Origin of the sequence: Candidatus Tisiphia endosymbiont of Neophilaenus lineatus, from assembly GCF_964264975.1 — a bacterium.
GTDB lineage: Bacteria > Pseudomonadota > Alphaproteobacteria > Rickettsiales > Rickettsiaceae > Tisiphia.
Genome location: NZ_OZ183649.1, coordinates 725,402 through 741,915, shown reverse-complemented (window position 1 = coordinate 741,915; position 16,514 = coordinate 725,402). Strand labels below are relative to the sequence as shown.

13 protein-coding genes are annotated in these 16,514 nt (G+C 31.9%); 4 read left to right on the top strand and 9 right to left on the bottom strand.

Translation table 11 applies throughout. The features are described from left to right. Positions 1 to 124: 124 nt before the first annotated feature. From ACFE3K_RS04385 to ACFE3K_RS04375, 3 genes are all read right to left on the bottom strand, one after another. Positions 125 to 1,108 (bottom strand): polyprenyl synthetase family protein, encoded by a 984-nt coding sequence (locus ACFE3K_RS04385; RefSeq protein ID WP_375358398.1) that lies wholly within the window; start codon positions 1,106 to 1,108, stop codon positions 125 to 127. 274 nt (positions 1,109 to 1,382) lie between these two features. After that, positions 1,383 to 3,050 (bottom strand): hypothetical protein, encoded by a 1,668-nt coding sequence (locus tag ACFE3K_RS04380; RefSeq protein ID WP_375358397.1) that lies wholly within the window; start codon positions 3,048 to 3,050, stop codon positions 1,383 to 1,385. 1 nt (position 3,051) lies between these two features. Continuing rightward, positions 3,052 to 4,554: an Npt1/Npt2 family nucleotide transporter gene (locus tag ACFE3K_RS04375; RefSeq protein WP_375358396.1), complete on the bottom strand. Its 1,503-nt coding sequence runs from the start codon at positions 4,552 to 4,554 to the stop codon at positions 3,052 to 3,054. Between the two features lie 228 nt (positions 4,555 to 4,782). On the opposite strand from ACFE3K_RS04375, the gene ACFE3K_RS04370 reads away from it, so the two are divergent. Next, entirely contained in the window at positions 4,783 to 5,508 is a 726-nt protein-coding gene (locus ACFE3K_RS04370) for a lytic transglycosylase domain-containing protein (RefSeq protein WP_375358395.1), read from the top strand. On the opposite strand, the gene ACFE3K_RS04365 is transcribed toward ACFE3K_RS04370, so the two are convergent. After that, complete coding sequence (locus tag ACFE3K_RS04365; protein ID WP_375359481.1) at positions 5,491 to 5,832, bottom strand: transposase; 342 nt, start codon at positions 5,830 to 5,832, stop codon at positions 5,491 to 5,493. The genes ACFE3K_RS04370 and ACFE3K_RS04365 overlap by 18 nt on opposite strands. A 22-nt stretch (positions 5,833 to 5,854) precedes the next feature. Continuing rightward, positions 5,855 to 5,995 carry a hypothetical protein gene (locus tag ACFE3K_RS04360; RefSeq protein WP_375358394.1) on the bottom strand — a complete coding sequence of 47 codons (141 nt, stop codon included), beginning with the start codon at positions 5,993 to 5,995 and terminating at the stop codon, positions 5,855 to 5,857. Positions 5,996 to 6,098: 103 nt separating this feature from the next. Between ACFE3K_RS04360 and ACFE3K_RS04355 the strand changes: the two genes are divergently transcribed. The 3 genes from ACFE3K_RS04355 (at position 6,099) to ACFE3K_RS04345 (ending at position 8,185) form a co-directional block, all read left to right on the top strand. Beyond that, positions 6,099 to 6,599 (top strand): helix-turn-helix domain-containing protein, encoded by a 501-nt coding sequence (locus ACFE3K_RS04355; protein ID WP_375358359.1) that lies wholly within the window; start codon positions 6,099 to 6,101, stop codon positions 6,597 to 6,599. Further along, on the top strand, positions 6,593 to 7,171 hold the full coding sequence (locus ACFE3K_RS04350) for an IS630 family transposase (RefSeq protein ID WP_375358393.1): 579 nt from the start codon (positions 6,593 to 6,595) through the stop codon (positions 7,169 to 7,171). Before ACFE3K_RS04355 ends, ACFE3K_RS04350 begins: the two co-directional genes overlap by 7 nt. A gap of 195 nt (positions 7,172 to 7,366) precedes the next feature. After that, positions 7,367 to 8,185 (top strand): YihY/virulence factor BrkB family protein, encoded by an 819-nt coding sequence (locus ACFE3K_RS04345; protein WP_375358392.1) that lies wholly within the window; start codon positions 7,367 to 7,369, stop codon positions 8,183 to 8,185. A 205-nt stretch (positions 8,186 to 8,390) separates the two neighbouring features. On the opposite strand, the gene fabG is transcribed toward ACFE3K_RS04345, so the two are convergent. The 4 genes from fabG to ACFE3K_RS04325 all read right to left on the bottom strand — a co-directional run bounded on the left by fabG (position 8,391) and on the right by ACFE3K_RS04325 (position 16,514). Then, the gene (gene fabG / locus ACFE3K_RS04340; RefSeq protein ID WP_375358391.1) at positions 8,391 to 9,116 is read right to left on the bottom strand and encodes a 3-oxoacyl-ACP reductase FabG; all 726 of its coding nucleotides are present in this window, start codon (positions 9,114 to 9,116) and stop codon (positions 8,391 to 8,393) included. Positions 9,117 to 9,118: 2 nt separating this feature from the next. Then, complete coding sequence (gene recA, locus ACFE3K_RS04335; protein ID WP_375358390.1) at positions 9,119 to 10,159, bottom strand: recombinase RecA; 1,041 nt, start codon at positions 10,157 to 10,159, stop codon at positions 9,119 to 9,121. A gap of 489 nt (positions 10,160 to 10,648) precedes the next feature. Then, entirely contained in the window at positions 10,649 to 13,840 is a 3,192-nt protein-coding gene (locus ACFE3K_RS04330; protein WP_375358389.1) for a hypothetical protein, read from the bottom strand. Between the two features lie 235 nt (positions 13,841 to 14,075). Then, the gene (locus ACFE3K_RS04325; protein ID WP_375359480.1) at positions 14,076 to 16,514 is read right to left on the bottom strand and encodes a VirB4 family type IV secretion/conjugal transfer ATPase; all 2,439 of its coding nucleotides are present in this window, start codon (positions 16,512 to 16,514) and stop codon (positions 14,076 to 14,078) included.

Sequence of the window (16,514 nt, the reverse complement as noted above, 5' to 3'; positions counted from 1 at the left end):
TTTGTTGGAACTTTAATATGGTTACGTTATAATTTTTGTCAACAGAACCTAGGTATGAGGTACGGTAATGTTGTATTGAACTCAGGTTAAATTATTATTATCGCATAAACCTTTGCAACATAACCTAATAAGACCTATTTAACGTAAACTCAAGTAAAGAAGCTAAATGATCTTTATAAATATTCTGTATAGGGATTTGCTCTAATAAATTACTAGCCTCATTCTTAATGTTTGCTAGATGGTCGATAATTTGTTGCTTAATACCATGTTGTATCATAAAACTTCGTATTATCTCAAATTCACTCTCAGATCTATTATCCGCCTTAATCATTTTCTGAACTGTTAATTGCCCGGTATCATCAAGCTTCTTATATAAAAAGATTAGGGGTAGAGTTATTTTCCCTTCTAAAAAATCATCACCTATATTCTTGCCAATATCATGACTATTTCCTAAATAATCAAATAAATCATCAATAATTTGGAAAATATTTCCTAAATATCTACCAAAATTTTGTAAACTTTCACAGATCTCGTTAGATTGACTAGAAATAATTGCTCCTACTTCACAAGATACTCCAAATAACTCTGCAGTTTTAGCCATAATTATTTCATTATATTCTGTTTCGTCAATAATTCTCCGCTGATTCAATTTCACAAGCTGAGAAACTTCACCTTCTGATATAATTGCTGAAGCTCTTGATAAAGATTTCATAGCTTTAACAGATTTGGTATCTACCATTAACTGAAATGATTGACTAAATAAAAAATCTCCAACTAGAATACTAGCCTTACTCCCCCACACAACATTAGCAGTAGGTTTGGATCTTCTCATTGTACTTTCATCTACTACATCGTCATGAAGTAAAGTTGCTGCATGAATAAATTCTACAGCTCCAGCAAGTTTGATATTATCTTCACCGACATAACCAAACATTTTACTAGTTAGAATTGTTAGTAATGGCCGGATTCTTTTTCCACCAAATTCTAGTAAATATTTACCTATTACGCCAACTAGTTGTTCTTTGGCAGCTAAGTGGGTCAGAATAAGTTTATTTAAGCTAGACAGTTCTACTGCTAAATCTTTATGTATTATTTTTATAGTATCCAATTTACATCTCTAATGCTATTTTAACCTCAGTTCGATATAAGAATTAATAATTCTTATATCGATACTTGCTTTGTTATAAGGAAAAATGCACTCTTGAAGCGGCTGACGCGGGTGCATTTTAACTTTTTTCATCATTCAATATGTGATTTTAATAATTAAAATCACATATTGAATGGAGTATTATATTTTAACAATCAGGTGGGCAGCCGCTTCAAACCTGATTGTTTCTATATATAATACTGAATTCGATGTAACTTGTTACATCGAATTCAGGTTATTTTATGACTTCCTGCCAAACATCACTATCAACCTCCAAAAAAGGCTGGATCATTAATTGTTTTAACAATGAATGATGCTCATTAAAATCAGGTACTAGTTCTTGTATCATTTTTGTTACATTATCACCAATATGTATTTTTTCCGAGGCTTTTTTGTATAATGCTAGATAATATAATGGCAAAAATTTATTAAAGTCTAAGGAACCTATTTTGCCTTTTTCTATATTACTTGAATCTAAATTATACTCAAAACTTATGTCACCTGAGTTAGAATCAGGATGATCTGATATGGTTCTTAAAAAATACTTCGTACCTTCTTTGTATACAATACGACTATCTTCTGAGAATGTTTTAAACCTACCCAAGTTAAAGAAATAATTGGTTATAATATCCGTTGCCTTTAAATAATTATTGAAGACAATAAGTCCCTTAATATCAAATTTTCTAAATGCATCTAGCCTGCATTCGCTTGATAATCGAAATCCGGTATTATTAGAAAATAAACTAAGATTATTTATTTGAACTCTCATTATATCTTTTTTTCTAGCAAGAAAATTTATATCTAAATCAAAAATATATTGATGGTTCTCTAATTCAGTCAAGTTGAATTTATCTTTATTACTGTTAATATACTGTAATTCTTCTATTAAAGATGAACTATTAGGGAGTAGCGATATATATGACAATAAATACTGTATAGAATTCAATATATTATCAGAAAATCCTGGCTTCAAATCAATTTTTGATTCAACCTTAAGATGACTATCATTGCTACCTTCTTCTACTTTACTTTGATACAATAAAGTAGTCAAGGATTCTTGGATACTACTTGAAAACTTGTTGGATATCATTTTTATTTCCAAATCTTTAGCAAATTCACTATATAAAGATTTATTAGTTTTTATATAAAACTTACCTTCAAAACTAAAAGGTATCGGCCAAGCAAATCTATATAATAAAAGACCAGCTGGTATTCTTCTGTTTATAATATTACTTTCTAAGATGTTTGTTGAATAAGTAACATTTAATTTTTGTGGCACATTATTTTTAAAATCTTCTAGATCAGTATAATATTTATTCCTTTCTAATGAAAATGAAATAATTGTATGATCTTCATCATATAATTTCTGCCCGTCAACTAAATCAAAAATTTTTGTTTTCTCAGATGTTAATTCCAACTTTTTTATAAAATTTATAATTTCAAACGGATCTTTTTTTTGTATAAAAATCTTAAATAATTTAAAGCTTAAAGGCATTGTGGCTATAAAAGAATAATTACCACTTTCGAATTTTGTACCAAATCCCAACTCAATAGGTTTATAGCGACCTGTTGCGTCACCAAAATAACTAACAAAGCAAGCCTGTTTCAGTAAATCATAACCTATATAAATCGGGGAATTAAATTCAATTATACTATTCTCTCCCTCTTCATGCCAACCAATTACTTGCAAGGCAATTTTAAACGGAAAACCATAGCTAACAACTTTATTAAATTTAATGAAATATTTTTGTTCACTATCTATCGAATTAGCAGCGATATAGCGGTTACTATATTGCCCATTAATCTTACTAGCTAAAGAAGTAACAATTACCAACCATGAAATGGTATAAATCAATAGGATTACAGCAATTATAACTGATATATATATTAACTTTTTTCGCATGCTAATTACATAACTTCACATATTCCCGGTTTAGTTGTACTATATTCCAAAACCACAAAATAACTATAATAATAAAAATTGTTAGTAAATAAACTACTATTGAATCACATGTGGCAGTAGGCACTATAATAAATATAAAAGACTGGATAAAAGCTCCTAAGGACTTACCAAATTTAATACCAATAACCTCAACAGCAGCTTTACCTTTTGTTCGAAGTTCTAATGATAAAGGAATATATGCCATTTCCTTTGTTGAATCAAATAACGAATATTTAGTTGATTTACTTAAAATATTTTGTACTCCTCCGATAATTACAGCCACATAAATTGGATTAAAGTCTTTTATACCAAAACTTATATATTCTGAAAAAATAACAAAGATAAAAAACATTAAGCCAGTTATCAAAAGCATTAAGGGTGTTAATAATGCTGAAATTAACCAAGTAAATTTCCTAATCACATTACTACCAACTATCATAAAAGTAACGCTGGAAATTCCCATCCAAATATTAAACCTACCCATAAAATGTATATAATCTAACATATTGGGATTAAGCTCCCTTACCTTAGTTTTCCAAGGACCTTCCACTATATTAATTAGTAATGCATAACAAATTATCAATAAAGCAATGCGTCCAATATATTTTGAGTTAATAACCAACCTTATACTATCCATAAGTGATAAGGAAGTTTTTGCCTGTATTTGAACTATTTGGAAATCAGCCTTTAGCACCTCGTCATTCAAAATAAGATAATTAATTAACCTAAATAACAGCATGGAAATTATACCAACAAACACTATTATAGAAATAACAGGTTGTAGCATTAGTTCTGATTTATATGGCAAATCTTCATTTATTATAACTTGAGCATCGACTACCCCTCGTACATTTGAGAAAGCTACTAATACATTGCCAGCTAAAATCAAACCAACATTACCTACCATTCCTAAAATTGGATAGAAACGTTTCGCTTTACTGCTATCAAAAATATTATTAGCAAATTGCCAAAACATTAGATTAATAATTACTGCACTCCATAATTCTGAACAAATATACATGAGAGCATAACTCCATTTACCCATTATCTTGATAAACCATCGAAAATTAGGATACAATGATACTAAATGTTCTACCTGCTCAGCATTTGGATGATAAAACTCCTGATTAGGGTAAATGATATAAGCAAATATCAGGAAAAAAAGCAAAAAACTCGAAATTACTATATAAAAAATATATTCAAAACGTACGTGATTACTAAGTTTTACATATATTATAGTAAATAATATAGAGGAAGGAAGAACAAACCAAAGTTTTAGGAAACTAATGACTTCTGCTCCTATTGATGGTATGACCAATCCGTCTTTAACGGATCTAAGTGTTCCAAAATTAAAAAGAATACACAGCATCATTAATGCCATAGGCAAAAAAAGTTTCAATTCCTCTCTTTCTATAGGCCAAATGATTTCCTGAATTTTAGTAAAAATACTTTTGAATGGTAACATTATTTTATACAAAAAATTACCTAAAGATTAACACTATTTAACACAGATAATGTAATGAAGCCGAACTAAACCTTTTAAAGCTCTATGTTAATAAAGTCAATGAAAATAAGCATATTTTTCTATTAACAAAATTATTTATGTGACAAAATTATAGGACAACGAGACATAACTTGCCTTGTAGGAAAATTTTTAATATGCTCCAAAAGATAAAGTAAAATGATAATAATTATGTCCATTAGGTCAATATTAGCCCTATATTTATCGTTTCTTTTTCCATTATATTTATATGTTAATGTAGCATATGCTAATATAGATGTAGAAATTGCTGAATCACATAAATGCTCAAGGATGTTTCCTTACTTTGAAAAGGTACATAAAATTCCTCCTAATACGTTACACTCGATAGCTTTAAAAGAATCGGGCAAAAAACATACTGAATATAAAATTAAAGTGGTTTGGCCTTGGACTGTCAATGTTGAAGGTAAAGGCTATTATTTTAATACTAAAAAAGAGGCAATATCATTTGTAAAAAAACAAATTATTCAAGGCAAAGACAATATTGATGTAGGATGTATGCAAATCAACTTAAAACATCATTTAAATGCATTTAACTCTTTAAATCAAGCTTTTGATCCTAAGAAAAACGTCGCCTATGCTGCTAAATTCCTAAAAGCTAAATATGATCAGTTAGGTAGTTGGCACAAAGCAATTGCTCATTACCATTCAGCCACCCATGAGTTTGGCTATAGATATAAACAAGATGTTATCAAAATTGCTAACAATATGAACTTGTATAAAAACTCTATTAACATGTATAGTGGGTACAATTATTATAATAATACACCTCCTCTACCAACAAACATGCTTTTGAGGAATAAACAGAGAGCTTCATTTGAAAGTAATATTAGGAAATATAAGAGTAATATTATGGTAGTATTACCAAGAGCTAGCTAGGTTCTGTTGACAAAAATTATAACGTAACCATATTAAAGTTCCAACAAAATTTAGAAAAGCTAAGAAAGTGGCTGGAGCCTTATCAAATCTAGAAAATATACGCCTAAAATGTTTGATTTTACCAAATAAGCACTCAATTAAATATCGTTCCTTATAAGTATGTTTATCATATTCACGTTGTACTTTACGGTTAGATTTTGGTGGTATAACAATCTCACACCCCTTATTTTCTAAACTTTCTACAAATGCACTACTATCGTATCCTTTATCGGCTATCACAGTCGTATTCTGAACATCTTGAGTAAGATTTCCCGCTTGAGTTATAGCCGAGTAGAAATCATAGCTCTTACCATCCTTTAATTAATAAAGTTTCATTGCTATGATAGCCCTCACAGAACCGTGCTTGTGGTTTTCCCACACACGGCTCTTCAATATAGCTATTCTGCTTTGAAGTAGTACCATATAAAGAAAACTTTATTTTTGGCATTGGTAGCGGATTCCACTGCAAATAGTTTTTAAACCATTTATACCAATTGCAATAATTAACGCAGTGGTCTAAGATGGGTTTTTAACTGATAAAAGGTACTCCAATGGCTAGGTTAATATTACCACAAGGTTTTCATGGTCATGATTTTATAAAAATGATGAAACATGAGCCGCATGGTCGAAATCGTATACGTTTATTGGCGATGTATCACCTTCAATTAGGCAAATCTTTTAAAGCCATATCTGAAATAGTGAAGTCACACTGGAAAACCGTGCAATCATCGCTCAGAAGATTTAGGAATCATGGTTTTGAAGGATTATTTGAATCACAAAGAAGCGGTGCCCCTAGGAAGATTAACACTATACAAGAATCTGCTCTTTTTGATAAAATCAATACGCTCAGTAAAAGTAAAACTGGTGGGTATATAACTGGAAAAGAGCTACATATCATGTTAGTTGAGGAATATGGTGCTAAATGTGCTTTAAAAACAGTCTACAATACTATGCACCGCCTTGGTTTTAGCTGGATTACTTCTCGTTCAATGCATCCAAAATCAAATCAAGAGACTCAAAATAGATATAAAAAAACTTTCCAGACATGTTAACAAAATTATTAGCAAAAAATATCGATAGATGTAAAGTTGATATATGGTCTCAGGATGAAACTAGAGTTGGGCAACAAGGTAGCTTAACTCGTATATGGGCTAAGCGTGGCACTAGACCCCGTAAAGTTCGGCAACAGCAATTTATTTCAACATATATTTACGGAGCTGCTTGCCATGAGACAGGAGAAGCTTGTGCATTAATTTTACCATATGCAAACACACAGGCAATGAATAAATTCTTAGAAGAGCTTTCTCGCAGTATTCAAGGCAACCGACATATAGCTTTACTAACGGATAATGCAGGTTGGCACACAGCCAAAAAACTAACTGTGCCAAGCAATATCACTTTGATACCGCTTCCGCCCTATGCACCGGAACTTAATGCAATGGAACAAGTTTGGGAATGGATTAAAAATCATTTCTTGTCTAACCAATGTTATGGTGTATATGAAGATATCGTTACTATGGCTTGTTACGCTTGGAATCAACTTGCTCATAATGTAGATTTAGTAAAATCAATTATGTATAGAGATTGGATAAATACACCGTGTTCATTATTGCAATTGGTATAACTATGATTTTTAAAGAATTATTGCAGAATGTTAAAACTTCAGTTTTGTATTAAAATTAAAAATTTTAATACAAAACTGGCTAGAATAATTTAGGTTCTATTGAGGTTTAAAAAATATACTTAATATAAATAAGTGATAATGTTGAATTTTATATATATACTTGAATGATTATATAAAATAAAAGAAAGTTACTTGATGCAAAGAATTATAAAATGCCTATATCAGGCAGCCTTTAGAACAATTGAACACGATGGTGTTGAACATTCAGGGTATATGTCATTTATGGTACTCCTAACAATCTTTCCTTTTTTAGTTTTTTTGTTAGCACTAACAAGTTTTGTTGGAGCATCAGAACTTGGAAAGAATTTTATCACTATTCTTCTTGAAAGTATGCCAGAACTGGCTACTGACTCAATAAAAACTAGGATAAATGAACTTGGGAAAACTCCTCCTCAGAGCCTAATGACCTTAGCAATAATGGGAAGTATTTGGACTGCTTCATCTTTTGTGGAATGTTTAAGAACAATTTTAAATAGGGTATATGAGATAAAATCTCCTCCCACCTACATAAGGCGAAGATTACTTAGCATAGCACAGTTTTTAGTAATCAGTATATTCATTACCTTTGCCATGCTTATTCTTATTATAGTACCAATAATATTAACAAAACTACCAATAATTTTACAAATGATAGAAGAACATAAGCACACTTTAACCCTTTTTCGATATGTTATCATTTTCTGCTCATTATTTATTACCTCCTCATCACTATATTATATAATCCCTAATGCAAAATTAAATTTTACAGACGTAGTTCCTGGAGCTTTATTAACGGTAATTTTATGGGTGATAAGTGGATATTTATTATCTACCTATATAATATATTATAACCAATTAAGTATAATATATGGTTCACTTGGTAGTATAATAGTGACTTTAATATTTTTTAATATTATTAACATGATTTTTATATATGGTGCAGAATTTAATTACCTACTAAGAGAATATCCTTGAAAGCGGAAGAATAGACCTTTCGAAACTCGCTTGTGCTGAGGGGATTTGAAGGAGACGCTTTACCTCGAACCGCAGCGTACTCTGATTCTGTTACGAATTCGAGTGCCGCATCATTGTCCAAATCACCAGCAGAAGTAGAGTTTCGAAGGAGGTATAATAGGCATCACTTCATTTCATAATTTCACCTCTTCAATTATATCATCAACTATATCATCAACATTCCACCATTAACATGGATAGTTTGACCGGTGATGTAGGAAGCTTTGTAACTTGCTAGAAAAGCTACTACATTTGCAACATCTTCAGCTTCTCCGAAAGTTCTAAGAGGAATTTTTTGCATTATAGCCTCTTTTTGAGCTTTGTTTAATTTATCAGTCATGTTTGATTTAATAAAACCAGGAGCAACTGCATTAATTGTGATACCCCTACTTGCTACCTCAATTGCTAGAGACTTTGTCATACCGATCAAACCAGCTTTGGAAGCACAATAATTTGCCTGTCCTGGATTGCCGGAAACTGCAACCACAGACGATATGTTAATTATTCTACCATAACGAGTTTTCATCATTTTCTTTATCGCTTCACGATTTAGAATAAAGCTAGCTTTTAAGTTTATATCTATAACTTGATCAAACATTTCATTGGACATTTTTATTGCTAGCATATCTTTAGTGATTCCGGCATTACAAACTAAAATGTCGATTTGCTCAAGACTAGACACCAAGTTAGTACATTCATCAATATTTGCTAGATTACATGGTACTATCGTATAATTATCTTTTAAGTTATTTGCAAGTTCTTGTAATTTCTCTTGGTTACTACCACTAATTATCACATGACTACCAAGAGAGTGGAATAGCTTAGCAATGCTACCACCAATTGTCCCAGATGCTCCAGTAATTAGAGATTTTTTAGCAGTTAAATCTATCATTTCTATTCTTCCTCTTCTATAGTTATCGTTTCGCTATTAAAAGTAACACTAGTATTATCAGAAGACTTTTGACGAATTAGTTGTTCTATTTCAGAGCAGATAGTAGGGTGCTCTCTTAGGTAATGCTTGACATTTTCTCTACCTTGACCTATACGAGTGTCATTATATGAAAACCAAGAACCCGATTTTTCTATTATTTCAAATTTAACACCAAGATCAATTATCTCGCTTTCTCTAGAAATACCACTACCATACGTTATATCAAACTCTGCCGTTTTAAACGGCGGGGAGACTTTATTTTTAACAACTTTGATCTTAGTTTGACTTCCTACTATATCTTCTTTATCCTTGATTGTTGAAATTCTTCTAATATCTAGCCTTACTGAGGCATAAAATTTTAAAGCATTACCACCTGTGGTAGTTTCTGGACTACCAAACATGACTCCTATTTTCATTCTAATTTGGTTAATAAAAATAATTATACAATTAGTTCTTGAAATTGATGCAGTGAGTTTTCTAAGTGCTTGGCTCATTAATCTAGCTTGTAACCCCATATGAGAGTCACCCATTTCCCCTTCAATCTCTGCTTTAGGCACAAGAGCAGCGACACTATCTATAACGACCATATCAATAGCTCCAGAGCGTACTAGAGTATCAGTTATTTCAAGTGCCTGCTCTCCAGTATCTGGTTGAGAAATAATAAGCTCGTCAATATTTATGCCAAGTTTTTTGGCATATGCTGGGTCTAAAGCATGTTCTGCATCAATAAAAGCACAAGTACCACCTTTCTTCTGTGCTTCAGCAATCATATGTAGAGTTAAAGTGGTCTTTCCCGAACTTTCCGGCCCAAAAATTTCAATAATTCTTCCCTTGGGTAACCCACCTATACCGAGTGCCAAGTCAAGCCCTAGCGATCCTGTTGGTATTGCCTCAACATTTACAGCAGGACGTTGACCGAGTTTCATGACAGAACCTTTGCCGTAACTTTTTTCAATTTGGCTAACTGCAGCAAGCAATGCTCTTTCTTTGTCTATAACGTTCATTTCTAGAATCAGCTTAATAAAAGCAAATTAAATTTATAAAGTAACATACGAGGAAAATCCAGTAAAATAATTACAAATATTAATATCATAGTGATTTAAAAATTACAACTAAAAATTAAAAGTCTATTCTTTAACCTAAAGATGATCTGTCAACAGCAACCTTAATGTTTAATTGTTCTTGCTCCACAAATCCATGTTATATTGTTTGCAATATTCAAACATATCATACCAATTGCAATAATTAACACGGTGTATTTATCCAATCTCTATACATAATTGATTTTACTAAATCTACATTATGAGCAAGTTGATTCCAAGCGTAACAAGCCATAGTAACGATATCTTCATATACACCATAACGCGTACTCTAATTCCGTTACGGATTCGAGTACCGCATCATTGTCCAAATCACCAGCAGAAGTAGAGTTTCGAAAGAGGTCTGTTGACTAATAGTAATGGTGATAGCCTGATGTCTTTATCAAACTCAGGTTATTTCAGTTGATATTTAATAGTAACATTTAAAGTTCCTCCACCAACTATTCCCACACAAGTATTAATATTATTTTTACCATTTTGTAAATGTGGCATAAGATTAAGTTGTGCTAGGTTATTAGCTCTACCTATGTCGGATGCTTTTACAAATTTGCCATTTCTAGAAATGTAAACATCACAGTGAGTACGGTCAGCATTGTAATTTCTACATTCCATAGAGTTAAAGTTATCAGGACCAGTATGAATAAGCTGATTATTAACTTTAATCATTATGTAATCATCATAATATGAGCCAGTACCACCTATGGTGAAAGAGTTTAGCATGTTAGTATTTGGTATATCAAACTCATAATTTACGCAATAAAATGTATCGTAAGTATGTGCTGCAGAACGGTATGGTCCACCAAGTATAAAGGTTCCAACCTTAGTTAAAGTATCGTAGTTATTGTTAACAGGGAAATCTTTTTTATCACTTGTATATTGGAAATTAAGACCAGTATTCTCTTTACATCCAACACCGTCCGGTAAGGCTTCAAAGGCCACTGTTTTAGTATCGATATTTGATAGACAATAACGTTGTAGCGGTTTATTCGGATCAATTAATACCCAACCAGGCTTACAAGTACCTAGTGCCAAATCACCTATTTTTGTGTCAGGATCATCTGTTTCTGTGCTAGACCATGTTGCATTACCACTGTCATTAGTTGGGGTGGTAATTGCTTGACATTTAGGGGCAAGAACTGAAGTACAAAAACCTAATTCTTGTGGGGTTTTATCTCGGATTGCAGCAGTTTTGTCAAGAGAAATACCATCCTTATCGACAAGAATACCTTGCTCATTAAACTTAGCAGTATAATGCTGCCCATCAATGTTTATTGTAGGACCTAGTGACGGGGAAGGATCGATTCTATTATTACTATCTATAGACACTTTACATACTTCAATATTTGGCTTACGATTATTTTTATAACAATACATAGAGTTATCACATTTATAAATCGTAATACCCTTTGTCTTAAGATCGTCTATAGTCTCCGCAGAGTTACAACCAGTATGAGTATCCTGACAGATTTGCAGACCTAGGTATTGCATACTTTTTGTCTTAAATTTTGAGCAATCAACTGTATCTGATTCAAGTAGTCTTGCTAGTACACAGTTAGTATTATTTACTCCAGGAATACATTTGTCTATATCTTTTAATTGTAAACAACCATGCGTTGCACCTTGAATATATTTACCATTTATATATTCAAGACCCTTTAAATATACAGCATCTGTAGTAGGAATTCCTGTCTTAGCATCATAGGGGATCTTGTCGTCTTTATAATTACCATATATCGTTAAAGGATTCATAGATTTTTTGCCAGAAAATGGCATAGCAGTATATATAGTGGGGGGGGTATTAGAAATATATGCCATGAAGGAAGTAAAATTAAATCCTGCTAAATTTATTATTGCTTCTGTCTCGCCTGCTATTGACTGAGTAACCGACAATGGTGTAATAACAGTACTAGTTGAATCAACAGTATTCCCTTTATCGTCTGACACTATTGACGCAATAAATTGAGGGTTATAATAGCTATTATTATGGCAAGTAACTCCAGGAAGTCCTCCACATGGATAGGTTAGGATTTGGTAACCATCTGTTACTCTGTCTTCACAACCAACCAAGTTATCTCCTTCCGCTACACAAATAGATTTTGGATCACGACGAAGATTAGGATTTAAGGTAGTATCCAATATAGTATTCCTAGTAATTGAAGCAACAAAAGTCCTATCACTGACATTATCTCTGAGCTTAAAGGTTTTTTTGAGCGGTAGTAAACTTGTAGGATCTTGACCTTGTATAGGAGGAAATGCAAGACTAACATCAATAAACTCACCAATATTTATGCCCCATATTTCTTGACAAGTAATCTTACCATTTGCTTCTTCGCTATTACAATCAGGTAAATCATCAACATAGTAACTACTTGGTGCAGAATGATCACCTACTTTTTGTGCGTAAACTATCCTAAAGCCATCTTTGCAACCATCCTCAATAGTACATTCAAAGGGAATTTTTGTGTTAACACAACGTTCTTTATCATGAGCTGAACATTTTTTTATTGCATCGCGTTGAATGGTAGCAATATGAATTCCTTTGGCTGAAGAAAATGGACCAAGATTATCTATTACTACACATTTATCGGTTTCTTGTGGATTTTCTTTATTTCTACAAAGAGGGACAAGATTGTCTAAACTAACACGTACGACATTATGAATAAAATTATTTCTTAATTTAGACACCACACATGGTGCATTTGAAGATTGAACAAATAAATTACCTTTCTTTTTACTGCATACAAGCTTTGTCGTAGGAGTAATAATGAACTGTTTTAATTTAGGGCAATATGGTGGTGGGAAAGGACCTAATGGTAATTCAACGCAACCAAATTGGTAGTCATCAACAGAACGATTTAGTGCACCAAGTGCTTCTACTATTTGTTTTGCCACCTCATACATCCATTGTTGTTCAAAAATATATCCTATCCATTTAACTATTTCTTTTATAACATCAAGACCCGGTGTATTGTCAGAAGCAATCATGTCTAATAACTTACCTAATAGTACTGATATACTCATACTAGACTTAATGTCTATTAAAAACTTTAGAATTTTTGCAAAAGGGTGTAACTCATCTGTTTTATGAAGAGGTTGTCTTATTGGATTCCAGTCCATCGGATCTAAGTGAACTCCGGTAGCTGAGACGAGGTTTACCAAGCCAGGATCACTATATGCACATAGCTTTGGTCTATTAAACGGTTTTCCATCATCTCCAACGATCGGTTTTCCATCACTTCCAATAATCGGTTTATCATCTTCTGTAAAGCCAACATCATTCAAATGTTTTCCAGGTGTATAACCAGGGTCTGCTGGCGTTCCTTTACTATTCAAGGCTGTTGGTGCAACTGCAGGAACAGCAACCCTAGCACAAATTCTGAGTAAGGGTAGGGCATAAGCCCCAGGCCATATTATGCATTCACCATCCCAATTCAAAGTAGTGGATTGATTCCAGCATGCAACTGCATTACAACTTTGAGTTCTTATACGAATCTTTGGTGAAAAATAAGAGCTTTCTGGTGTACGTTCCGCACAGTGCTGAAGATAAAATCCAATAAATATCTCAGGAGGGTTAAATTGAACCAAGCAATTATCTGTATCACGTCCATCCCGCCTATTCCATGGTGGGCATATAGGATTTGGCTTTATTGTTCGTTTTATACTTCCATTCCATGTTTCATTTATCTCACTATACCCGCAATTGCAAGGATCACTTAGACCTTGTGCAACTCCATCCCAAAATGAAGAATAACTCTTGCTAGAGTAAATCAACAAAAAAAATGCTAGATAATATTTTTTTAGCACCAAACTCCTCTTACAACTAAATATGATTTAATGCTATATACAAAGGATTAATCCAATTATCAGGATGTCCTGGATATTGTTGTAATATTTCTTGATATATTTTTAATTCCTCGGTTCTACAGGATAGAATCTTGATAATGCCAATTAAACTTCCTATACTTAACTCCAAAGCAATAGATTGATTATTTTGATTTATTAAGAACATTCTAGAAGCAATTGTAAATTTCGATAATTTATTTATTTCTGATTCATTTAATCCTAAAATTTGTTCTAAATACTGTGATTTTATTTCTGATGGTAAAATTATTTTAGTGTCTATTAAATCCAACCAATTCTGTAGCACCTTTGTTTTTGTTGACTGTAGATAACTAAAATTAAAATTACTAACCATTATTCCATTATTACTCAGCAATCTATCAGAAATCATTTGTGATATGTTATCAAAATTTTCCGGTCTATATAAGGAATCTAGATTATCTATGGCTAATATTTTTGGACTCTTCCCTATAATAGTTAAGTGATAATTAAAAGCATATATTAATCCTGCACATAAACTATTATGTTTAGTCAAATTTATTGAAAAATCTTCTAGAAGTTTTCTATCTGTTGGATAAAAACGTTCAGTCAAAGACTTCCCAGAAAAAGGATACAAATTAAATCCGATTATGCCGCCTTCAGATAAAGGGAATTTATCACTATCAAATATACCATCATATAATCCTCCTTTTGTATAATCAGTTAACCTTAGTTTAATTAAATCTCCATCTTCTATAGAAAAGTCCATTGTTTTTAAAATGGAGGAAAAATTACGATCTTTATTATCTAAAGTCCAAATTTTATCAGCGAAGTTTTCTAGAAAAGCTAATTCTGCTTTGGTTAGAGGGTAAAAAGAATGATTGCAAATTATCTTAAGAAATTCGATAACGAAATGCCTTGACTCTAGAGTATCATCTAGTAGAAATGGATTTATTAGGTTCTTCTCCTTTTCAAACCATTGCCCTTCAATTGATTCAACAAAAATCTTTGAATTATTATTATTGGAAAGATATAATATTGTTGGCTTGTATTTAGTTGCTTCAGAAATTAAAAAATTTATTAGTACAGTCTTACCAGTATTAGCTGTGCCAAAAATACAAGTATTTCCTCTATTATTACTTTTAGCATGAAAATTCATAAAGTAAGGAGTTCCTTTTTCTGTTCTAAGCAAAGTCACCGCTTTACCCCATATGTTATTTTGGTTTCCGGTCGGGAAATTATGTAATGAGGCCAAAGCGGCGGTATTTTCTATAATTGTGGGAGCGAGCCTCCTAACATAGGAAAAGTTCCCTGGGAGCTGTGCCCAAAATGTTTGCTCTAAGTTTATATCTTCCCGCACATGGACAATACCAATTTTAGCAAGTTCCTTAGATGCTTGGGCAATTGATTGATCCAATTTCTCCAAATCTGACCCTATAATAGCAATAGAAATTTGTTGTTTACAAAATTGGTTCGGGATTGAAGCATCAAGGTTCATTATCTTATCTATTCCTGTAATTTCAGCAAGTTTAGTATCCTTACTAACTTGTAAAATATATGCCTGTTGTTCAAATGTTTTAGATACTTCTTTTTTATCAACGAAGTAAAATATTTCTGTTGCTATTAATTCCACAGGTAATTGTAGGAATCCATCAAGTGCAGCTGATGATACTTCTTGATATTCCTTGATTGAAATAATGGATGCAAACTTTTTATCATGTCTACTTATTACTTCAATCTTATCGTTACCAACTGCATATTGATTAGAGGCTAAAGCATTAGATAGATTTGCAATCGGTACTAAGCAATATTCTTCGTTGAGATGAATTATTCTACGATATAAAAACATCAAATCAGAGTAAGATTCTTCCCCTTCAAATCTTATTCCTAACTTTACTGCACCAAAATCTTGTAAATCCAAAAGTATTTTGTCAACAGTACTATTTAGCATTTTAAAAACACTATCTAAATAGTTATTTTGGTAATTGACAAGTTTATCGAAAGACAAAGAAGTTATTAAAGAGTTGATATCTTTAACTTTAATGTTATTAGAATCATAAATTATTGAGATATATAAGGTATTAACAAATTTATCATCCCAGTAATTTTTTTGTTGCCATAAATTGTGAATATTAGCTGGTAACAATTTATTGTAAGGAGTTGGGTCATCTAAGTTTGTCTTACGTCGTACAGTATGTATCCAAAATGCAAAATTTTTATTATGAACATTTTTCTTAATCGCATTACGCACTACTTCTCGTAAATTGAATAACTTAGTGCTAATATTTTCTGCATTGATACCATTTATTTGGATAGTTTGGAGTAGTTCGCCATTCTTAGTTAACAAAGTATTCTCATTATAATGACAAGCAATTGGAATGAAATCCTCTGCAGAATTATTATATAAATCCTTATCAACTTTTCTTGAGTTGCTAGCTAT